Origin of the sequence: Cellulophaga omnivescoria, assembly GCF_027915275.1 — a bacterium.
Lineage (GTDB): Bacteria > Bacteroidota > Bacteroidia > Flavobacteriales > Flavobacteriaceae > Cellulophaga > Cellulophaga omnivescoria.
The window spans coordinates 2,378,244-2,401,089 of record NZ_CP115819.1 but is presented as its reverse complement, the minus strand read 5'-3'; the positions used below and the strand labels follow the sequence as shown (position 1 = coordinate 2,401,089).

18 protein-coding genes are annotated in these 22,846 nt (G+C 32.5%); 9 read left to right on the top strand and 9 right to left on the bottom strand.

All coding sequences use genetic code 11. The features are described 5' to 3' along the window. Positions 1 to 5: 5 nt before the first annotated feature. Entirely contained in the window at positions 6 to 482 is a 477-nt protein-coding gene (rpsG, locus tag PBN93_RS10625; protein WP_013621709.1) for a 30S ribosomal protein S7, read from the bottom strand. A gap of 26 nt (positions 483 to 508) precedes the next feature. Then, entirely contained in the window at positions 509 to 883 is a 375-nt protein-coding gene (rpsL, locus tag PBN93_RS10620) for a 30S ribosomal protein S12 (protein WP_013621708.1), read from the bottom strand. Positions 884 to 994: 111 nt separating this feature from the next. Here rpsL and PBN93_RS10615 point away from each other — a divergent pair, with 111 nt between their 5' ends. From PBN93_RS10615 to rlmB, 6 genes are all read left to right on the top strand, one after another. After that, the gene (locus PBN93_RS10615; protein ID WP_271080606.1) at positions 995 to 1,261 is read left to right on the top strand and encodes a hypothetical protein; all 267 of its coding nucleotides are present in this window, start codon (positions 995 to 997) and stop codon (positions 1,259 to 1,261) included. Positions 1,262 to 1,596: 335 nt separating this feature from the next. Continuing rightward, a complete protein-coding gene (locus tag PBN93_RS10610; RefSeq protein ID WP_077406775.1) occupies positions 1,597 to 4,827 on the top strand; it encodes a SusC/RagA family TonB-linked outer membrane protein in 3,231 nt (1,076 codons plus the stop codon). An 11-nt stretch (positions 4,828 to 4,838) separates the two neighbouring features. Next, positions 4,839 to 6,263: a SusD/RagB family nutrient-binding outer membrane lipoprotein gene (locus PBN93_RS10605; protein ID WP_271080605.1), complete on the top strand. Its 1,425-nt coding sequence runs from the start codon at positions 4,839 to 4,841 to the stop codon at positions 6,261 to 6,263. Positions 6,264 to 6,713: 450 nt separating this feature from the next. Beyond that, positions 6,714 to 10,007 (top strand): SusC/RagA family TonB-linked outer membrane protein, encoded by a 3,294-nt coding sequence (locus tag PBN93_RS10600; RefSeq protein ID WP_077406781.1) that lies wholly within the window; start codon positions 6,714 to 6,716, stop codon positions 10,005 to 10,007. A gap of 13 nt (positions 10,008 to 10,020) precedes the next feature. Further along, the gene (locus PBN93_RS10595; RefSeq protein ID WP_271080604.1) at positions 10,021 to 11,493 is read left to right on the top strand and encodes a SusD/RagB family nutrient-binding outer membrane lipoprotein; all 1,473 of its coding nucleotides are present in this window, start codon (positions 10,021 to 10,023) and stop codon (positions 11,491 to 11,493) included. A 71-nt stretch (positions 11,494 to 11,564) separates the two neighbouring features. After that, entirely contained in the window at positions 11,565 to 12,302 is a 738-nt protein-coding gene (gene rlmB / locus PBN93_RS10590; protein ID WP_077406787.1) for a 23S rRNA (guanosine(2251)-2'-O)-methyltransferase RlmB, read from the top strand. 10 nt (positions 12,303 to 12,312) lie between these two features. Here rlmB and PBN93_RS10585 read toward each other — a convergent pair whose 3' ends face one another. After that, complete coding sequence (locus PBN93_RS10585) at positions 12,313 to 13,059, bottom strand: rhomboid family intramembrane serine protease (protein ID WP_271080603.1); 747 nt, start codon at positions 13,057 to 13,059, stop codon at positions 12,313 to 12,315. Between the two features lie 89 nt (positions 13,060 to 13,148). Between PBN93_RS10585 and PBN93_RS10580 the strand changes: the two genes are divergently transcribed. Next, positions 13,149 to 14,426 carry a replication-associated recombination protein A gene (locus tag PBN93_RS10580; RefSeq protein WP_271080602.1) on the top strand — a complete coding sequence of 426 codons (1,278 nt, stop codon included), beginning with the start codon at positions 13,149 to 13,151 and terminating at the stop codon, positions 14,424 to 14,426. Between the two features lie 2 nt (positions 14,427 to 14,428). Here PBN93_RS10580 and PBN93_RS10575 read toward each other — a convergent pair whose 3' ends face one another. The 6 genes from PBN93_RS10575 to radC form a co-directional block, all read right to left on the bottom strand. Beyond that, complete coding sequence (locus tag PBN93_RS10575; protein ID WP_271080601.1) at positions 14,429 to 15,211, bottom strand: hypothetical protein; 783 nt, start codon at positions 15,209 to 15,211, stop codon at positions 14,429 to 14,431. 15 nt (positions 15,212 to 15,226) lie between these two features. After that, positions 15,227 to 16,576 (bottom strand): DUF5723 family protein, encoded by a 1,350-nt coding sequence (locus PBN93_RS10570; RefSeq protein ID WP_271080600.1) that lies wholly within the window; start codon positions 16,574 to 16,576, stop codon positions 15,227 to 15,229. Positions 16,577 to 16,644: 68 nt separating this feature from the next. Next, on the bottom strand, positions 16,645 to 17,193 hold the full coding sequence (locus tag PBN93_RS10565; RefSeq protein WP_139344268.1) for a hypothetical protein: 549 nt from the start codon (positions 17,191 to 17,193) through the stop codon (positions 16,645 to 16,647). 37 nt (positions 17,194 to 17,230) lie between these two features. Next, on the bottom strand, positions 17,231 to 17,920 hold the full coding sequence (locus PBN93_RS10560) for a YjjG family noncanonical pyrimidine nucleotidase (protein ID WP_077406806.1): 690 nt from the start codon (positions 17,918 to 17,920) through the stop codon (positions 17,231 to 17,233). Then, a complete protein-coding gene (locus tag PBN93_RS10555; protein ID WP_271080599.1) occupies positions 17,913 to 19,208 on the bottom strand; it encodes a polysaccharide deacetylase family protein in 1,296 nt (431 codons plus the stop codon). Before PBN93_RS10555 ends, PBN93_RS10560 begins: the two co-directional genes overlap by 8 nt. A 37-nt stretch (positions 19,209 to 19,245) precedes the next feature. After that, positions 19,246 to 19,944, bottom strand: a complete 699-nt coding sequence (gene radC, locus PBN93_RS10550; protein ID WP_077406812.1) for a RadC family protein — start codon at positions 19,942 to 19,944, stop codon at positions 19,246 to 19,248. Between the two features lie 75 nt (positions 19,945 to 20,019). Between radC and PBN93_RS10545 the strand changes: the two genes are divergently transcribed. Both PBN93_RS10545 and PBN93_RS10540 read left to right on the top strand, forming a co-directional pair. After that, positions 20,020 to 20,313 (top strand): hypothetical protein, encoded by a 294-nt coding sequence (locus PBN93_RS10545; RefSeq protein WP_077406815.1) that lies wholly within the window; start codon positions 20,020 to 20,022, stop codon positions 20,311 to 20,313. Positions 20,314 to 20,319: 6 nt separating this feature from the next. Continuing rightward, positions 20,320 to 22,815, top strand: coding sequence for an Hsp70 family protein (locus tag PBN93_RS10540; RefSeq protein WP_271080598.1), 2,496 nt, complete (start codon positions 20,320 to 20,322; stop codon positions 22,813 to 22,815). Positions 22,816 to 22,846: the final 31 nt, after the last annotated feature.

The following is a 22,846-nucleotide window of genomic DNA, read 5'->3' as shown; positions in this document are numbered from 1 at the left end:
TACTATTAGAATCTAAAATGTGAGAATGCCTTGTTTGCTTCAGCCATCTTATGAGTATCAACTCTCTTTTTAACAGCAGCACCTTCCTCCTTAGCAGCAGCTAAGATTTCAGCAGCTAATTTCTGAGCCATTGATTTTTCATTTCTCTTACGAGAATAACTAATCAACCACTTCATAGCTGTAGATATTTTACGATCTGGCCTAATCTGCATAGGTATCTGAAAAGTAGCACCACCAACTCTACGACTACGTACTTCTACGTGAGGCATAACATTAGATAACGCTTCCTTCCACAATTCCAAAGCCGACTTTTCCTCGTCAGTATTTTTCTCATCTACAATTGCAATTGCATCATAGAACACCTTAAAGGCAACAGATTTTTTACCATCCCACATCATCATATTAACGAAACGCGTCACTAATTGATCATTAAATTTTGGATCCGGTAAAAGAGGCCTTTTTTTCGCCTGTTTTTTTCTCATTTCTTCTCTTTAAAAGTGTTAGTTAATTACTTCTTAGGGCGTTTAGCTCCATACTTTGATCTACGTTGAGTTCTTCCAGCAACACCTGCCGTATCCAAAGCACCTCTAACGATGTGATATCTAACACCTGGTAAATCTTTTACTCTTCCGCCTCTTACTAATACTATCGAGTGCTCTTGCAAATTGTGACCCTCACCTGGGATGTAAGCATTTACTTCTTTTCCATTCGTCAACCTAACCCTTGCAACTTTACGCATTGCAGAGTTTGGTTTCTTTGGAGTAGTAGTGTAAACACGTGTACAAACCCCTCTTCTTTGAGGACACGAATCCAAAGCAGCCGATTTACTCTTCTTAGTAATTGAGACCCTTCCTTTTCGTACTAATTGTGAAATTGTTGGCATACTATATTTATATGTATATAAATTTTTTTCCCTTCTTTTAAGGGCGGCAAATGTAGTAATTATTTATTAAAATTCAAACAGTTAGATATTAATTTTATTTTTTTTCGAAAATTGAGGTATCCAAAGTCAAAAAATAAAAACAAAAAATCAATTACAAAATCTAATATAATTATCACTATTAATTATCCCGAAAATGGTTTACATAAAATAGTTGACAGCAACTGGATTTATATTGATGAAATTAAAGTAATACATAAGAGTAATATAAAAGATTCAAATCATTTATCTATTGCTACATATAAATTTACAAGTCTTAAAGTTGAAGATAAATTATTAAATGAGAATGCAAATACTATTGATATGGGAATGCTTGTATAAAGTACTTCAAAATTCTAGTAATTACATTTTTTACAACAAGACACAAACTTTAATAAATGGCAAGGTCTTATTTAGCAGAAAAGAAAATATATACAATTAGTGATTACAAAAAAAAGATCAACAGTAAATATAAGTTTTTAATAATTTTTATTTTTTAATAACAAATAATACTTAATAATACATCAACAATATACATATAGAAAACTTATGTAAAGTATAAAAAAACAGTTGTTATCTTAATAATTCATATTATTTGTTAAAATAAAGTGAATTTAATTTTTTTAATTAACAATATTTTTTGATTTTTGGTACCGACTAATTCAAATTTCAAAAAAATGAAAACAAAACAAAGAGGAATCTTGACGCTACTCTTAGCGTTTATTGTGCACTTAACTTTTGCACAACAAAAAACGATTTCTGGTACAGTTACCGACCAAGACGGTATACCATTGCCAGGCGTAAACATCCTTGTAAAAGGAACAACTACAGGTACTCAAACAGATTTTGATGGGAAATACACTATTTCCGCATCTAACGGACAAGTACTTTTATTTACCTATTTAGGTCAAACACCTACTTCGCGTACCGTTAGTAGCTCTAGCGTAATTAATGTACAGATGCAAGAGGACGCCGAAACTCTTCAAGAAGTTGTTGTAACTGGACTTGGTATCAGCAAAAAAGAAAAAGCAATTGGTTATGCTGTTCAAAAAGTTACTGGTGAAAGTATAGACAATGCAAAAGAAGTTAACATTGTAAACTCTTTACAAGGTAAGGTTGCCGGTGTACAAATCCAAGGTAGTTCTTCAACTTTAGGTGGATCATCTAGAATAACTATTAGAGGTTCAAACTCATTCTTAGGAAATAACCAACCATTGTTTGTGATTGATGGGGTACCAGTAAGTAACCAAAGTTTTTCTGACTCTAGCCAAGAAAGAGGTTTTGGTGGAGGTAACTATGATTACGGAAACTCTGCCTCAGATATAGATCCTTCTAGTATTAAAACTATGTCTGTATTAAAAGGTGCTGCCGCAACTGCTATATATGGTTCTAGAGGTGCAAATGGTGTTATATTGATTACGACCAAAAATGGATCTGACAAAAAAGGTCTTGGTGTAACTTTTGACAGTAGTATTACTATAGACGAAGTTAGAAACTTAATACCTCATCAAAGAGTTTACGGTGGGGGTTCATCATATAATACAGCTAGTGGATTTAATGAATTTACACAAGACGGTGTGGCTTATTTAGCTCCAAATTACGGTAAAGATGGTTCTTGGGGACCAAAGTTTGATCCAAGTGTAAACGTAAGACATTGGGATTCTTGGGATCCAGGAGCAAGTAACTACAAAGAAACTAGACCTTGGGTTGCTCCTGAAAACACATATGATTCATTCTTCAATACTGGTGTAACTCTTATGAATAGTGTTGCTTTAAGTGGCGCAAATGAAAAAGGCTCTTTTAGATTAGGTTATTCTAATGTAGACCAAACAGGCACAACGCCAAATGGTGCTTTACAAAGAAACACAGTAAACCTTAACACAACTTATAATTTAACAGATAAATTAAAAGCTGGTGTAACAATGAGCTATATAAAAACAGAAGCTCAAAACAGAAACATTACTGGTTACAGTAACGGAAACCCATTACAAGGATTTAACCAATGGTGGCAAACACAATTAGATGTTGAGAGAATTAAAAATCAACAAAACACAACAGAAGGTAACCAATACACTTGGAACCCAAAAGGAATTGTAACAGATGCTTCTGGTAACTTAACTTCTTTTGATCCTACTCCTAATTATTTTGATAATCCATCATGGGTAAGAAATAACTTCATGCAAGAAGATACAAGAAATAGAGTTTTTGGTAACGCTAACTTTAGCTATGCTATAACTGATAACTTAAGTTTATCTTCTCAATTTGGAACAGATATATCTCAATTTAGTTTAATGGAAGGGATTCCTTTTAGATCAGTAGATCCTTCTAAATATGTTGAAACTGAAAGAAAGTTCCAAGAAAACAACTTTGAGGTTAGATTAAACTACCAAAAAGATTTTTCTGAAGACTTTACGTTTAGTGGTATTTTAGGTGCTAACAGAATGAGACAGTTTACAAAAAGAATAACTGCTGCAACTTCTGGTGGTTTAGTAGTAGATCGTTTTTACAATATTAGTAATTCTAGTGCTGCTGCTAACACAGACACTTACGAGGCTAACAAAGGAATTAATAGTATATTTGGATCTACTTCTTTTGGATTTAAAGATATGTTATTCTTAGATTTATCTGCTAGAAATGACTGGTCTTCTACACTTCCAAAAAAGAATAACAGTTATTTTTACCCTGCAGCTTCTATAAGTTTTGCACTATCTGAATTAGATTTTATAAAAGGGAGTAACGTTGTAAACTTTGTTAAACTTAGAGCTAGTATTGCTCAAGCAGGTAATGATGCAGATCCGTATAGACTATCTGATGTATATTCTCCACTAACTCCTAATTTTGGAAGTTTCCCGATGTACACAGTTCCTAACTCGCAGCAAAATCCGGATTTAGTAAATGAATTAACTACAGAAACAGAATTTGGTATTTTAGTTAAATTATTTAATAGTAGATTAAGTATTGATGCTTCTTACTATGACAGACTTACGGAAGACCAAATATTTAACGTGCCAACTTCTTCATCTACCGGCTATTCTTCTAAACTTTTAAATGCAGGTAGTATGAAAAACTCTGGTTTTGAATTCCAGATTAATGGTACTCCAATTCAAACTGAAAACTTTAGATGGGATATAGGCTTAAACCTTACTCAACAGAAAAATGAAGTGGTTGAATTGTTAAAAGATGAAAATGGGGAAACTTTAGTTGAAAGTATTAATATGGGTGGAACATGGGCTGCCGATTTAAGAATTCAAGAAGGTAAACCATATATGGCTATGTACGGTCAAGACTATATTTATGATGACAACGGAAACAAAGTTGTTGGTGATGATGGTGCTTACTTATTTACTGACGAAAGAGTTTACCTAGGATCTGCAATTGCCGACTGGGTTGGTGGTGTAAGCACATCTTTTACATATAAAAACTTTACATTATCTGGTTTAATAGATTTTCAAGAAGGTGGTATAATACACTCTACTTCTTTACAATGGGCTAAGTACTCAGGTATGCACCCAGAAACTGTAGCCTTTAATGGTGAAAGTGACACTAGAGCTAACGGAATGGTATTACCTGGTGTAACATCTACTGGAGCTGTAAATACTACAAGAATAGATCCACAAACTTATTACCAAACATATTGGAATAGAGCTGCTCCTAACGTTTATGATGCTAGCTTTATTAAATTTAGAGATATAAGATTAAGTTACTCTTTACCTGCTAAAGTATTAAAAGACCTCCCTTTTACTAGTGTAAATCTTAGCGTATTTGGTAGAAACTTAGCAATAATCTCTGCAGATGTACCATATATTGACCCTCAAGTTATAACTGGCTCTGGTAATGTACAAGGTTTGGAGAACGCACAGGTTCCACCAACAAGATCATTTGGTGTTAATTTATCTGCTAAATTTTAAATTATTAAAACATGAAAAAAAATAAAATATTTACCTTATTACTTTCTGCAACTATGTTCTGCGCTTGTGATAATGGACTTGAAGAACTAAATGTTGACCCAAACAATGCGGTTATAGTTAGCCCTTCTACCCTACTAACTACAGCAGAATATACTTTCTACAACAGTATGGCCGGAACAGGAGTTAATGCTGGATGGGGTATGTTAATGACACAACAGTGGGCAGAAAATGAATATACTGAAGACAGTAGATACACACAAACAATTACTGCTTTTGATGGCACGTGGTCTACTATGTATGTATCTATACTTAAAGAACTAAATTCTGCTAAAGAATTAGTAGAATTGCAGGATGTATCTGACGACATCAAAACTAATAGAAAAAATATATTGGATGTGATGTCAGTTCAAGTTTTTACTTTCTTGTCGGATGGATTTGGTTCTATTCCTTATACTGAAGCAATTAGCAGCGAGTTTAACTTACCAAGTTATGACTCTCAGGAAAATGTTTATTTAGGGATTTTAGAAACTCTAGAACAAGCAAGTAATAGTTTTGATACTAGCTCTCCTTCTTTTACAAGTGGAGATGTAGTATATGGCGGAAATGTTGATAGCTGGATTAAGTTAACAAATTCACTTATGTTAAAATATGCCATACGTCTATCTGATGTTGATTTAGCAACAGCTACACAATATGCGACAGCTGCAGCTTCTAATTTAATCTCAAGCAATGCAGAAAATGCTTTATTTACTTTTGATGCCGCACCAGATAGGTCTAACCCATTATGGAGAAATGTAAACATAAATAATAGAGATGATTATGCGGTTTCTGAATATTTAGTTACTACACTAACAGACCTAGGTGACCCAAGGTTAGAGGTATATGCTAAACCAGCTTCTAGTGGTTCAATTGTTGGTATGCCTTACGGTTTAAGTGATAATGATGCTACAGTATTAAAACCTACAACTTCTAGACCAAGTGATTTAGTTAGAGCTGCAACAGCACCTCACGTAATTATGTCTTATGCAGAAGTACAGTTTTTATTAGCTGAAGCTTACCAAAGAGGTATATTAACTGGTGATGCAGAGACAGCATACAACAATGCTGTTACAGCTTCTATGAACTATTGGGGTATTGATGATGCTGCGGCTATAAGTGACTACCTAACTAATAATCCTTATGATGCTGCTAACTGGAAAGAATCTATTGGGGTTCAAAAATGGGTGGCTTTATACGCTAAAGGTTTTGAGGCTTGGAATGAGTGGAGAAGATTAGATTACCCACAATTAACAGCTCCAGAGGCAGCATTCATTAGTACAATTCCTGTACGTATGCCTTATCCTTTATCTGAGACAACTTCAAACGCTGCTTCATTAGAAGCGGTAACTTCTACTCCAGGAGATATGACAACAAAAGTTTGGTGGGATGTTAACTAATAATTAGTTATTTAAAATTACTTCTAATTTAAAATTTAAACCTGCGGAAAATTCCGCAGGTTTTTTTATTAATAGAACTATTAGAAATAAAAAAAGTAAACTAAACTCCTTGTGAATACAATACCTACAAAACACAAAACATACTGTTAAAATAACAAATAAATTTATTTTTAACATTTTAAAATAATATAATTCAGTCATTGTTAATTTACACCAAATTAAATAGTGGTGGATATTTTTTTGAATTAACAAATGTATACTACTAACAAACAAATCAAAACCTAATAGTTAACAAAATTAAATTATTAATAACCGAATGAGGTTCTTATTATGAATACATCAATGTTTTTAGCTTTTTTATGAGATTATTGTTAAAATAAATAGAAAATTAGTTTGCTTATTAACAATAATTTTTGATTTTTGATACCGACTAATTCAAATATTTCAAAAATGAAAACAAAACAAAGAGGAATCTTAACGCTACTCTTAGCGTTTATTGTGCACTTAACTTTTGCACAACAAAAAACGATTTCTGGTACAGTTACCGACCAAGACGGTATACCATTACCAGGCGTAAACATCCTAGTAAAAGGAACAACTACGGGTACTCAAACAGATTTTGATGGGAAATACACAATTTCTGCCTCAAACGGGCAAGTACTATTGTTTACTTACCTAGGACAAACTCCAACATCTAAAACTGTTAGTAACCAAAGTGTTATTAATGTACAAATGAAAGAAGATGCTGAAGCGCTACAAGAAGTTGTGGTAACAGCTTTGGGTATTAAGAGAGAAGAAAGGACTCTTACATATGCTGCCCAAGAGGTAAAAGGAGAAAACCTTAATATTACTGAAGACGTAAACATTAAATCTGCAATTGCAGGTAAAGTTGCTGGTGTACAAATTCAAGGTCAATCAGGATCAAAATTGGGCCAATCAGGTAAAATTAGAATTAGAGGAGGAATATCTTTAACATCAGATTCTGATCCATTATATGTAATAGACGGAACACCAACTACAGACCCAAACAGTGTGGATATGAGCAACGTTGAGTCCCTAAACGTATTAAAGGGACCAAATGCAACCGCATTATACGGACAAAGAGCTGCATCAGGTGTTGTTGTAATTACAACAAAAAGAGGAAAAAAAGGACAAGGATTAGGGGTAGAAATATCTAGTGCAATAACATTTGATAAAGTAGCATATTTACCAAATTATCAAAATATGTACGGACAAGGATATTCTGGAGAAGCAGAATTCGCGATATTTGATTACTCTGCTGGAAATCGCCTTAACGGTGCTCCTTATCCAACATGGATGCAAGCATTTGACGGAAAAAGATACTTTGCGGGAGATGCATATGCAGATGAAAGTTGGGGACCTAAATTTGATGGTCAAGGGCACGTTCCATGGTACAACTACTACCCAGACAGTCCAACATTTGGAGAGGAAGTACCATATGTAGGGCAACCAAACAATATCAAAGACTTTTTTGATACCGGAGTTAGCCAAAAGAACTCTATTGCGCTATCAGGTAGCGGAGATAATTATAGAGCTAGATTATCTTATACTAACATCAAACAAAATGGTATCATACCAAATTCAGACTTTACAAAGAACTTTATTAGTACTAGTTTAGATTTTGATTTATCCGATAAATTAACCGCAGGAGTTAACATAAACTATACTGTAGATAATATCTCAGGTGATTTTAATGATGGATATTCTAATCAAACCTCTGGTTCTTTAAATAGCTGGTTTAACAGAAACCTAAATATGAACAAGGTACAAGAGTATAAAAATTTAACCACACCAAGAGGATACGCTACTTCATGGAATAACTGGGGATTAGATTATTATGCATATGCTGAAGAGGCATACCAAAGAACTGGTAACGAAACTCTTTTGGAGTATCAAAAACCTGCCTTTTGGTTCAATCCATATACGTATTTAGATGAATATGAAACAACTAATAGTACTAACAGATTGTTAGGTGACATTCATTTTAGTTACCAACTTACCGATAATATAGATATTAGTGCTAAAGCTTCTAGAAATGAAACAAAGTACAAGAGAGATTACTTTGTACCTTATTCAATAGAGTTTGCTGCTGCGCCAAACCTTTATAATAAATGGGTAAATTCATTTGGAAAGTATTATAGCTCTTCAAGTGAAGACAACTACAATGTGTTGTTAAAATACACGAAAGATTTTGGAAAACTAGATATGACTGCTTTTGTTGGTGGTAATATTCTAACTTCCAACTACTATCGTTTTCAAAATGATATGAGTATTGACAATAGTGAAAACGGAGGATTAATTTTACCAGACGTTTATACCTACAGTAACTCAAGAGAAGTTTTAACTGCTCAAACATATGAATATGAAAAGCAAGTTAATAGTGTATATGGAAATATGTCTCTTGGTTATGATAATATGGCTTATCTAGATTTTTCTGTAAGAAGAGATTGGAGTTCATCTTTACCATCTGACAATAATGGTTATACATATCCTTCAATCGGTGGTTCTTTTATATTATCAGAATTATGGGATAATAAAGGAGCTGTTACATTCGCAAAATTAAGAGGTAGTTGGGCTCAAGTAGGAGATGATGTTAGTGCATTAGCACTTAACCCTACATACCCTTTGGGATCAAACCTATATAATGACCAAATTTTGATGTACACACCTACTCAGCTCGTATCTAGCGGTATAGAACCAGCTATAAATACATCTCAAGAAATTGGTGTTGATTTAAAATTCTTAGAAAGTAGAATTGGATTAAGTGCCACATATTATACTGAAAATCGTAAGAACGAAATTATTCCTGTATCGTTATCAACAGGAACAGGATACTCTACATTATTAACAAACGCAGGAGAATCAGAAAGAAAGGGTATTGAAATTACTCTTAACGCAGATATTATTAAAACAGAAGATTTTAATTGGAGCATAACAGCTAACTATGCAAAAAATAAATCAGAAATAATTAGCTTACCAGGAGATTTAAAAGCGATTAATGGTGCTGGTGGTACGGATGCTTGGGGATTTGTACAAGTTGTTCATGAACTTGGTGGTGAATGGGGACAACTTAGAGGTACTGGTTATAAATTAGATGATAACGGTAACAAAGTAATTGGTGCAGATGGGCTATATGCTGTAGAAACAGATCAATATTTTGGCTCAATTCTACCTGATTTCACTGGTGGCTTACTAACAAATTTCTCATATAAAAATCTTAGTTTGGCAGCTTCTTTTGATTTTCAAAAGGGAGGTAAATTCTTCTCTTTATCAGAAATGTGGGGTACATATTCTGGCCTACTAGACGATACAGTAGAACTTAATGATAATGGTGTAAATCAAAGAGATGCAATTGCAGATGGTGGTGGTGTTCACGTAACCGGAGTTGATGTAAATGGTAATCCAGTTGACACATATGTAGAAGCTCAAACATATTGGAATCAATTTCAACCTAATAGACTGGCGAGTCCATTCATACACGATGCGGATTACATTAAACTTAGAGATATTAGTTTAACTTATAATTTACCTTCAAAATTATTAGAAAAAACAGCTTTACAGAGTGTAAGTATTAGTGCTGTAGGACGTAATTTATGGTTAATTTCTGTAGCTGATGACAACAAACACGGATGGGATCCTTCAGAATTATCTCAGTCTTATGGAGAAAACGCTCAATTACCAGGAACTAGAAGTTATGGTTTAAACCTAAAATTAACATTCTAATTTAAAGAATATTATGAAAAAAATTAAAATTATACTATCAGCCCTACTAATATTTGGCGCGTATAGTTGTGACACCGTAGATTTTGGTGATACAGATGAAAACGTTAATGGTCCAAGTGAATATAACTCTGGCGCATTATTAGCCGCTGCACAAAGGAGACTTGCAACCACAGGAGGTAGACAATACAAATCTGTGCCTACACTATATGTGCAGTACCAATCACAACCAGCATATCAAGATGAATCACGATATGGAGAAACACCATATACTTGGACTAGCTTTTATGTTCAAACACTTTCTAATTTAGAAGAAATAGTAAATCAAGCTAATGACCCAGAAGTTAATACTTCTGTATCATTCTTATCTAATGGATCTGTGAATAATCAAATTGGTATTGCTAAAATAATGAAAGCTATCATTTTTAGAAGAATAACAGATTCTTATGGAGACATACCTTACTCTGAAGCTTTAAATCCAGAGATTCAATCTCCAAAATATGATACACAAGAATTCATATATAAAGATTTGATAAATGAATTAAAAGAAGCTAGAGACTTGCTTGATGCTACTGAAGCAGCTCCAACAGGAGATTTGATATATGATGGAGATGTAAGTAAATGGAAGAAATTTGCAAACTCAAGTATTTTATCTTTATCTATTCAACTGTCAAATAAATATCCTGGAGTTTCAGAGTTTGCTGCTACCGAATTTAATAGCGCTCTAACAAATACTGCTGGAGTAATTGAATCAATAGAAGATGAAGCTTGGTTTACACACCTTAATACCGCTACATTTGAAAATCCATATTCTGGATTTAGAGCGGCAGATTATGCACTATCTGAATATTTTGTAAATGCTCTACAAGGAGATGGTAATGATTTCTCTTCTACTACATCTGACAGCAGATTACAAATTTTTGCTGATGATGCTAGTTTAGAAGGTTATCCTTATGGATTAGAAAGTAACCCATCTGGTTTAATTACTGCTAAAATGTCTTCGAACATTGCTAGTCCTGATGCACCTGCAGCTTGGCTAACAGCAGCTTACACTTATTTGAACAGAGCTGATGCTGCAAATTTAGGCTGGACTTCTGAAGATCCTGCAAGTATGTTAGAAATGGGAATTCAAAAATCGTATGAAACTTTATCTGCTCATTACGGTGTTGACATTACCGCTGATGCTGCTACATTTGCTGCAGCAAGAGTTAGTGATGCCTCAAGTACATCAATGGCACAGGTAATTGGTGAAGAAAAATGGGTGGCTTTATATCCTGAAGGTTTTGAAGCTTGGTCTGAATGGAGAAGAACAGATTATCCAATTTTAACACCTTCACCAGATCCATTAAACTCTAGTGGAGAAATTGCTACAAGATATATGTATCCAACATCTGAAATTAGCTTAAATGGTGCTAATTACAGCTCTGGAGTAAGCAACTTAAGCCCTGCAACAGACAATAACGATAGTAAAGTTTGGTGGGATCAATAAAAATTGATTAAACAATATTTAATATTTAAACCTGCGGAGATTTCCGCAGGTTTTTTTTATACCTTTGCCAAATGGAAAAAACTACCCAAATTTATGGTATTAGAGCTATTATAGAAGCAATAAATGCTAACGAAGCTCTAGATAAAATTTTTGTTCAAAAAGGATTAAAAGGAGATCTTTTTAGAGAGCTAGAAAATTTAGCCAGAAAAAAAGGAATAACAATTTCTTATGTACCTGTTGAAAAACTTAATAGGTTAACAAAAAATAACCACCAGGGTGTAGTTGCAAACATATCTCCTATTACGTTTCATAATTTTGAAGAATTGGTAGAAGCGGTAATTGAAAGAAAAGAAACTCCTCTTTTTTTACTTTTAGACCAATTGTCTGATGTACGTAACTTTGGTGCCATTATTAGAACAGCAGAATGTACTGGTGTAGATGGCATTATTATACAGAAAAAAGGTGCTGCTCCGGTAACAGCAGATACCATAAAAACTTCTGCTGGCGCTGCTTTTAAAGTACCAATAGCTAAAGTTAACCATATAAAAGATGCTGTACATTATCTGCAAGCATCTGGCGTTAAAATTATTGCTGCATCAGAAAAAACTGAGAACACAATTTACGATGTTTCTTTTAAAGAAGCTTCTGCAATTATTATGGGTTCTGAAGATGTAGGTATATCTCCATCAATATTAAAAGCTGCAGACCATACCGCTAAATTGCCATTATTGGGAGAAATAGAATCGTTAAATGTATCTGTTGCTTGTGGTGTATTTTTATATGAAGCTGTAAGGCAACGTTTAGGCTAAAATACTCCTACTACTCTTCTGTTTTCTTTTTAAAGTGATAGGTTATATTAATTGGACTTGGACTTGTAGTATCTAACTCAGGCTCATCTTCTGGTTTAGATTCTATAAAGTTACCATTCTCATCAAAATGACGTAAAAATTCGTCTGCGTCTTCATTGTAGTTGTCCTCTTCCCAAGCATACTTTTTGGGTTTAGGAATATCTGCTTTTAAAAAATATGCAAAAACCAAACCTGTAACAAATCCTCCTAAATGGCCTTCCCAAGAGATACCTTCTTTTATTGGTAAAATATACCAGAGCATACTACCGTAAACAAATACAACAAATAAAGAAAGTGCAATTAACCTAAAGTGTTTAGCAAAAACACCTTTAAAAAATATAAAACTAGCTAGTAAATATATAACTCCACTTGCTCCAATGTGGTAAGATGGCCGTCCTATAATCCAAGTTATAACACCAGAAAAAATTGTACCATAAAACAACACCTTAAAAGCAACGGGCTTGTAAAAATAAACAAGAGCCGCACTAAGCACTACCAATGGTAAAGTATTACTATAAAGGTGCTTTAAAGATCCGTGTATAAACGGACTAAAAAGTATACCTTTAAGTCCGCTTAAGGTTCTTGGATACACTCCAAAATTATTAAAATTTATTTTAAATTGTAGCTCTACCCAATAAACTGTCCAAATACTTAGCACAGCTATTATAGGCACTAATAGAACCGAATTAGAAAATTTAAAGTAATTATTGTCTGTCATTAACACTAATTTACTACAATAACGCAATCATTTAGCCAAAAAATATAAATCTGCTAAATTGTCATTTAGATTCTTTTTATTTTTGTGGTATGAACGAGCCCTTAGCAGAACGAGTAAGACCAAAAACGTTATCAGAATATGTGAGTCAGACTCACTTGGTTGGAAATAATGGTACCTTAACACACCAAATTAGAAGGGGTATTTTGCCCTCGTTAATACTTTGGGGGCCTCCTGGTACCGGAAAAACTACTTTAGCAAACATAATTGCTAAAGAAATAGACAGACCTTTTTACACTTTAAGTGCTATTAGCAGTGGTGTAAAAGATGTTAGAGAGGTTATTGAAAAGGCTAAAAAAAGTGGCGGATTATTTACTACAAAAAATCCTATATTATTTATTGATGAGATTCATAGATTTAGTAAATCTCAACAAGATTCTTTATTAGCTGCTGTAGAAAAAGGTTGGGTAACACTAATTGGAGCTACAACAGAAAATCCTAGTTTTGAGGTGATACCAGCACTTTTAAGTAGATGCCAAGTATATATATTAAAACCTTTTGATAAGCACGATTTAGTAGCTTTACTTGAACGTGCAATACGACAAGACACACAACTACAAAAGAAAACAATTCAGCTAAAAGAAACTGAAGCCTTATTAAGACTCTCTGGTGGTGATGGTAGAAAATTGTTAAATATGTTTGAACTAGTTATTAATTCTGAAAACACAGAAGATGTGGTTATTACAGATGAATTGGTACTTAGCAAGGTTCAAAAAAATACTGTTTTATATGACAAAACAGGTGAACAACATTATGATATTGTTTCTGCCTTTATAAAATCTATTCGTGGTAGCGACCCTAACGGTGCTGTATATTGGTTGGCTCGTATGATTGAAGGTGGTGAGGATGTAAAATTTATTGCACGCAGAATGCTTATTGCTGCATCTGAAGATATTGGCAATGCCAACCCTACTGCTTTAGTAATGGCAAATACTACTTTCCAAGCTGTTAGTACAATTGGTTACCCAGAAGCCAGAATTATACTTAGCCAATGTGCTATATATTTAGCTACATCTGCTAAAAGTAATGCTAGTTATGCCGCTATAGGTAAGGCTCAACAGGTAGTTAAACAAACCGGAGATTTATCTGTACCACTTGCCTTGCGCAACGCACCAACAAAATTAATGAAAGATATTGGTTATGGTAAAGACTACCAATATGCCCACAATTATGAAAATAACTTTGTTGCAGCAGAATTTTTACCTGATGAGTTATCAGGTAGCTCTTTTTACATTCCTGGTAATAATAACCGAGAACGAACTATTAAAGAATTTTTAAAAAATAGATGGAAAGATAAATATGAGCTTTAGAATTAAAACTTTATGTTTAATTCTTTAGATTGTAATTTATCCCCTTGGTAATACTCAAAAAACCACTTACCGTTTTTAGACACCACCATTCCGTTAATATCATTATTAGTGGCCAAAAATACATTTTGCACTGTAGTTTTATACATTTTGTATTCAATTTTTGGAGTACTATCTACCAATTGGTAACCATTGGTAATCTGTTGCGCATATAAAACACCTTCTAGAACAGACTCTTCTGCTTTGGCAGCTGCAACAACTTGTTTTTTAACTGGAGTTACTACTGTTTCTTTTTCTTCAACCTTTTTAACATCATCTTTATAACTTACAACCAAAGTTTGATTGTTTTGTTTTTCTGGCTGCTTAGGAGTGTAATTATAACTTATAGTATTAAAAGATTTAAAAGCGTTTCTAATAGCCTCACTATATGCTTTTTGGTATTCTTTTTGTTTACTTTTAGCTACTGTAGTTTTAAAAACTTGATCTGCGTTACAATCTTTTAAAAGTAAACCAGCTTTGGTAGTAAACATATTAGACTCATCTTTTAAATCTACAGTTAAACCTAAGCATCTGTTAGATTTTAAATCTTGAGGCATAGCATCATCATACACAACATTATAGCCCTTTTTATCAAACAAAAATTTAACCAATGCACTAGTTCTATATTGGTCTTCTTCTTTAAAAGCATTAAATTTTTTAGGTACAATTATATATTTATACTCGTCAAAATTTTGAGCTGATAAAAAAAATGAACACATAAAAATTGTGCTAAAAAGTAACTGTTTCATAAGGCTAAAATAAATTTAACGCCAAGATATAACATTAATTCCTAATTGAAAAGATGCGTATTGCGAAGCTGCCAAATTTTTGTAACCAATTAAATTATCTGCCATTGCATATAGGTTTACTGGGCCTAAGTTTAAATTTGCACCAAAACCAATATTTGTAGCAGAGTATTTATCTACCGTATAAGTTGTTTTTAAGCTAACAGTTTTGCCAAAATTTCTTTGGTAAAAACCTGTTAAAGCAACCTGTGGCCCTCGTGGTCTGTTAATTACATATAACTGTCCGCCAACCGCATTAGGAAAACCTAAACTACCTTTACTTCCTCCTGCTTTACAGTCACAGTCCCTCATACTTCTATTTTGTTCTCCAAAATTATAACGTATAGAGCCATAAAGTTTAGTTGGTCTAAAGCTTATATAGGAATCCTGATTTTCTTCATAAGGAATTAAACCATCTACTTCATCTACTAGTTCTTGCCAAAAATCTCTTGACGGATCTGCCAAAGCATCTGGTAAAATTACCTCTACTCCTTCTACAGTTGCTTGTCCTTTTAAAGTATAAGTTCTAACATCTGTAGAATTCATTATAAATCCAAGGTCTAAAATACTTGCAGTAACTGTTGTATTTCTGTTTAATTGGTATGTAAAACCTACATCTACACCCACACCTAAATCACCTCCAAGCAAGCCTCTTTTTGTTAAAACACCACCAACACCTGTACCATCATCATTAGCATCTTTTATACTATTTAAACCAGATGTTTGTAATTTCATATCTGCAACTAAAGTAGAAGCCAACAAATTATTTTCTCCTGGAGTAGTAACAAAATACCCTTTGTTTCTGGTAGATTTAAATGAAAAAATACTTGAGTATAGTTTAGCTCTTGCACCAACTATTAACTTATTATTTACACGCTTATTTATTCCAAAATGAAAAACATTTACCATTTCTCCTCTTGTTTTTAGGTGAGACAAATCAAACCTCTGATTTAGTCTGTCCGCATTTCCTTCAAAACCTAATATAGCATAATCTTTAAACCAATAACCAATGGCATCACCTTCATTATAAATACCAAAGGAGTAAAAATTATCTGGATTTTTTTTACTTCTAAATCCAACATTTAAAATTTCTAAATGGTAGGTTCCACTTAAATCATCAGATGGTTTCATACCGTATAAGGCACGCTCTCTAATTTTATCATTAATATCTAAACCATCGTTAGCAAAAAAATCGTTTACAGATGCTCCACTAGAGCCCGCCTGAAATGATATACCCGATAATAAAGGTATACCCACATACATATTTAAACCTGTTTCTATACCAGGGTTTAAAAGCATGGATTCTGGCACCTCTTTAAAATCGTACATTATTTGTTTATTCTGCGCAAAACCAAAAAAAGTGTACGCAAAAAATAGTAACATTACATACCTGTATATCATCTTACACCTATTTTTAATTTAGCACTAGATCTAAAAATTAACTTAGGATCTGCATTACTAGACACACTTGAGTTATCTCCTAAATTTTGAGCAGACAAACGTAAGGCAGATGTATTTCTTATAATATCTAATGGTTTACCTGTACCACCATACAAAACATCTAGGTCTGTAGTAGTGGCAGATTCTGCTGCAATATTTAAAACCGTTGTATCTAAAACATTACCGCCATCATCTATTAATTCTATAATAACGCTAACAGGCTTACTTGTTGTATTTTCTAGTTGATAGGTAATTGTACACTCCAGTACATTATCGGAGATATAATCTTCACTAAATGCATCAAAATTAAAATCGTTTGTATAAAAACCAGCTGGATCTGGATTGGTATTTATTAAATCTTCCGTAGTTTCAAAATAAAATATACTAGCTTCTACTGTTGGTTCTATTATTATATCATCGGTCTGGTTAAAGTCTTGTTCATCTATACAAGATACAAATGAGAAGCACAAAAATAGAACACCAAATAAATAGTGGGGAATTTTCATTATAGAATGGTTCTTTAATATTTGTAATTTAATAACTCTATAAATAGTTTTTTATTTCATCTAAAGAGTTAATTATACTACAATGATTATGAATTGGTTCTTGATGAGTATTAAAATGGAGTGCATGGAAACCAACAGATTGGGCTCCTAATATATCTGCTTCTAAGCTATCTCCAATCATTAAAGATTGTTCTGCTGATACATTCGCTTTTTGCAGTGCCAGTTTAAAAATATAAGGATCTGGTTTTTTTACACCTGCCATTTCTGAGTCTATTATAACATCAAAAAAGGTATGTAACTTAGCGTTTCTAATTTTTTTATTTTGAACTTCCTGAAAACCATTTGTAATAATGTGTAGTTTATAATTTGGTTTTAGATGCTGTAAAATTTCAACAGCATAAGGAAATAAGTGGTTGTACAAAGACAAATGATTAATATACTCTGCTGCAAGTAAATTAATTTCTGCATCTGTTGCTTTATAATTTATTGTATTAAAAGTGGTTTGTAAACGCTGAAAACGCAAATCTTCCTTGGATATTTTTTCTTCTCTAAATAACTTCCAATATTGATGATTAATTGGCACGTATGCAGCTAAAAAATCTTTAACTTTTACACCAATTTTATTATCTTCTAATATTTTGGTAAACGTTAGAGCAGAGTTTTTTTCAAAATCCCATAAGGTATGGTCTAAGTCAAAAAAAACATCTGTAACTATTTCTTTATACATTGTATTTTTTTAGTATTGTTTCGTAAATATTCATCCAATTAAAGCGCTGTGTACCTCCTAATAACTCATTAGAAAATATGGTAACTAATTTACCATTAACTTTATGCAATTGAAGATATAAGGCATCTAATTTTTCAAATATTGCTTTTTCGTTCTTTAAAGTTATTAGTGAGTAATTGTGTACTGCAAACGGATGAATTTTTATAGGTTGTTGGGACTCCAAATGTATATCATAAAATGAAAACGGAGAACAAGTACCAGCTCTAAAACCAATACAATGTGTATAACCCATTGTAAAATCTTCTCTAAAATCTGCATCTACCAAAGCTTTGTAGGTTGCAGGCACTTCTACCCTGTTGTACCTAAAACGCACATACTTAATTGGTCTGTTAATTACCGCTGCTAATTTGCGTTTTTCTTCTTTTAAAATTTCTAGGTTAGAAAAAGAATTATATGATGCTGCTAGGGACACAACACTATAATCTGCTACAGATTTAATTAGATATTTAAACTTATTGTTTGTTGTAGACACGTTTTTATCGAAAGTAGAATAATCTGCAAACTGAAAAAAGAACATACTTTTTACTTTGGTTGCTTTGTGCAAATTTATAAGGTAATCAAAATTATTGTAGGGATCTTTTTTAGGATTGAACCATACAGATACTCTCTGAAAAACACGTTTAATTTTTAAGGTAAAAACATCTAACAACAAACCACCCAAGCTTCGCATAACACCTCTGTGAGCAAAACAATGAGACGTGGTTACATCTATTATAGATGTGTATTGGTAAGTTCGTTTTTTATGTTCTAAATCTGGAAATTGCTTAAGCAAAGCATCTAATACCTTGTACATCCAAATATCTACCACAGGCTTGTCTAAAAAACTATGTTTATACGCCATGCTATCTTTTACAGGATACCTACCGTGCTCGTCTTTTACGTGTGGCAAATACTCCTCGTACCTAGTAATTAAATAAAAACTTGCGGCAAAAACATCAAACGGAATATTACTACGCTCTCCTGTAGCAAAAAAACAAGGTGTACCATCCCAATCTCCAATATTAATTTCTAAATCTGTTATACCCTGTTGGTAAAGTAAATCATTACTACGTATAAAAAACTCATTTTGTAATGGTTGTTTACTATAGGTTATTTTTGCTCCAGAATGCTTTATAAAATCTTCTACCTTTGTAGTTAGTGTAACCTCTATACCCAGAATTTTACCAAATAGATGTTTCATTATATATGTGAAACGTGGCGTTATTTTATGTGTATAGATTAGTAACATTATGGATTTTAGCGATTTATATTTTTTAGATTATTTTTTACAATAAATTATCATCTGCAAAGCTAAAGTATTCTCTTTGAGTAATTATAATATGGTCTAAAACTTTCATATCTAAAGCAGCTGCTGCATTTTTTAATTTTTCTGTTATTTGCTTATCTGCGGTACTTGGCTTTAACCCACCAGACGGATGATTATGCGCTAAAATTAAACCAATTGCACCAATTTCTAAAGCTTGCTTAAGCACCAACCTAACGTCTACCAAAGTACCAGTAATACCTCCTTTACTTAGTTGCGCTTGGTGTATTACCTTATTGGAGTTGTTAAGGTAAATAATCCAAAATTCTTCATGGGGCAACTCCCCTAAAATAGGTTGCAGTAAATTAAAAACATCTTTACTACTGCCTATTTTTTCTATCTTTTTAGCTTCTTCTCCTCTTCTGCGTCTTCCTATTTCTAGAGCAGCGGTTATGGTAATTGCTTTAGCTTCTCCTATACCTTTAAACTGCATAAGCTGGTTTATTGATAGTTTACCAAGGTCGTTTAAATTATTATTTACAGAGCCAAGTATTCTTTTAGATAATTCTACAGCGCTTTCATCTCTACTTCCAGATCCTATTAGTATGGCAATAAGTTCTGCATCAGACAAAACAGATTTTCCTTTTTGCGCTAATTTTTCTCTGGGTTTATCATCGTTAGACCAATTCTTAATAGAAAAGGATTGTGGTTGGTTTTGCATTTGTTAAAGATAATAATCTTTAGTAACATACGTATTTGTGTATTAAAACGTTACTTTTATAAATAAGACATTACAATGAAAGAAATTCTGAATCAGCTTTATGAAATTGAACAAAAGAGTATAAAAAATAACATTACGTTATTTGACAGAAACCTAAAACGTTTATTTCATGATATTGAAGAGCAAGGTTTTTTTATAAAAAATCCATTAGGAGAAAAATTTTCAGAATCCAGAACAGATATTGATGCTACCTTAATGAATAATATAGGTCCTGAATCTAAAATTACGAAGGTGTTAAAACCTATTATTTACAAAAAAGAGAATGACCAACTAATAATAATACAAAAAGGGGTAGCAATAGTAGAATAAACAAGTATGAAGACAATAAACTTTGGAATAGACTTAGGCACAACAAATAGTTTAATTGCTAAATATGAAAACGGATTATTAGAGGTTTTTAAAAACCCTATTGGTCAAAAACAAACCCTTGCATCTGCTGTTGCCTTTAGGGGTAGTAGAATTTTAGTTGGAGATAAAGCTAGAGATTTATTAGAAAAAGACCCTTTAAATGTTTTTACTTGTTTTAAAAGAAAAATGGGTACTACAGACCGTTATTTTGCAAAAAGTATAAACAAAGATGTTTCTCCTATAGAGCTTAGTGCTTATGTATTAAAAGAACTCAAAAATTTTATACACACTGGGGAGGAGTTGCATGAGGCAGTTATTACAATACCTTCTTCTTTTGACACTATACAATCTAACGCAACAAAAACTGCTGGCCAAGAGGCTGGTTTTAAAAAAGTATATTTACTGCAAGAACCTATTGCTGCTAGTTTAGCATTTGCCAATAAAAATAATTTAGAGCTAAACGAAACAAAAAAATGGCTTATTTACGATTTTGGCGGTGGTACTTTTGATGTTGCCTTGTTAGAGATTAACGAGAGAGAAATGAACGTTTTGGATAATGAAGGAGATAATTTTTTAGGAGGTATGGATATAGACAACCTAATTATTGAAAAACTTCTTGTTCCAAAATTAGAGCCCATTTTAAATGAAACTAAACTTTGGGATAAATTTAAAGAACCTAATAACCCTTTACAAAAACTATATTTTGAACTTTTATTTAGAGCAGAAGAAGCAAAAAAAGAACTCTCTAGGTTTGAAACCACAGAAATAGATATAGATTACCCAGAAAAAGACATTTATACCAGCATAGAGGTTACCAGAGATGGTTTTAACAACTTACTTGCCCCATTAGTAGAACACACTATTAATTTTTGCAAAAAAATACTGAATAATAATAACCTTATAAGTACAGATATAGAAAAAATTATTATGGTAGGTGGCAGCACACTTATACCCTATGTTAGAGAACAAGTAGAAAAAAACTTAAATATTATAATAGATACCAGCGTAGATCCTACTGCTGCCGTAGGTATTGGCGCTGCATATTATGCAGGCTCTAAAATTTCGGCATTAAAACCAGAGGATATAAAACCACCTACTACCAACCAAACGGAAGTTAGTACTAGTACACAACCTTTGGTAAATTTAATTTTTGAAAAAAACACAAAAGATACAGAAGAGCTTTTAGCTTTTAAATTAAATTCCTCTTTACAAGGATTTTACAGAGTTATAAGAAAAGATGGTGGGTTTGATACTGGACTTGTTACCTTACAAGATAATGTTAATGTATTTGTAGATTTATTAGAAGGACAAGTAAATAGTTTTAGTCTTAAAATTTACAACAGTAACCAAGATGTTGTTTACACCAATAATGACATCCATATAAACCAGGGTAAATACAATATACAGGGCCAATTATTACCTAACGACATTTGTTTAGAAATAGATGACATACAATATAATGTGACTAGACTAGAAGCTATTTTTAACAAAAATAGTGTTCTTCCTCTAAAAAAAACGATATACAAATCGGCTTCTAAAACTATTTTAAAAGATAGTGATGACAAACTACAAATAAATATTGTAGAAGGAGATGGCAATGGACTACCTAGTTCTGGACTATCTATAGGTTATATAGAAATTACAGGAAAAGAACTAGAACAAGATTTAATTAAGGGTACAGATATAGAATTAAACATTTCTGTATCTGAATCTAGAGATATTGATGTAGATATATTTTTAACAAGTTGTGACCAAGAATTTAGCAATTCTTTTAAGCCCACAGAAAGGTACATTAGCAATTCTAAAATGGAAAATGAAATTAGAGTTGTTACCCAAAAAATTGAAAGAGAAATTGCAAAACCTGAAAATGCAGAAAACTATGAGCTTTTGCAAAAATTTAAAAACATAGAACATGCATTAATTGAGCTACAAATAGAATTAAGTTTATTGGTAGATAATGATATTACAGATGCTAAATTTAAAATAGACAACCAAAAAAGAAGCTTAATACAAAAATATGATTTGCTTACTAGGCATAAAGAATTAGATAATGACATAGAAGAATACAAAAACAATGTTTTAGCTGTTAAACAAGTGTTAGCAGAATCTGGCAGTGAATATTATATGGCAGAATTAAACAAAGTTATAGCTAATGAAAAAACGTTTATAAACTCTGGAAATAAGTACCTAATACGTTCTAAAATTGAAGAGCTAAGAGTTATTAGAAATGCAATTTTTACAGCAGATGATTCTAATTTTATTGGTCCATTTTTTCACTATAAAACATTAGATAATTATCCAGACCAGCAAAAAGCTAATATACTAATTGCAGAAGGTGATAAAGCTTTAGAAAACAAACAATATAAAGTTGTTAAACAAGTAGTGTACCAACTTGCTAGTATGCTACCAGATGACAAACCAAAAACATCATTTAACAACCAAGACAAAACAGGATTAAGCTAATACAGGAATAAAAAAAGCGGTTAAGTAAAAC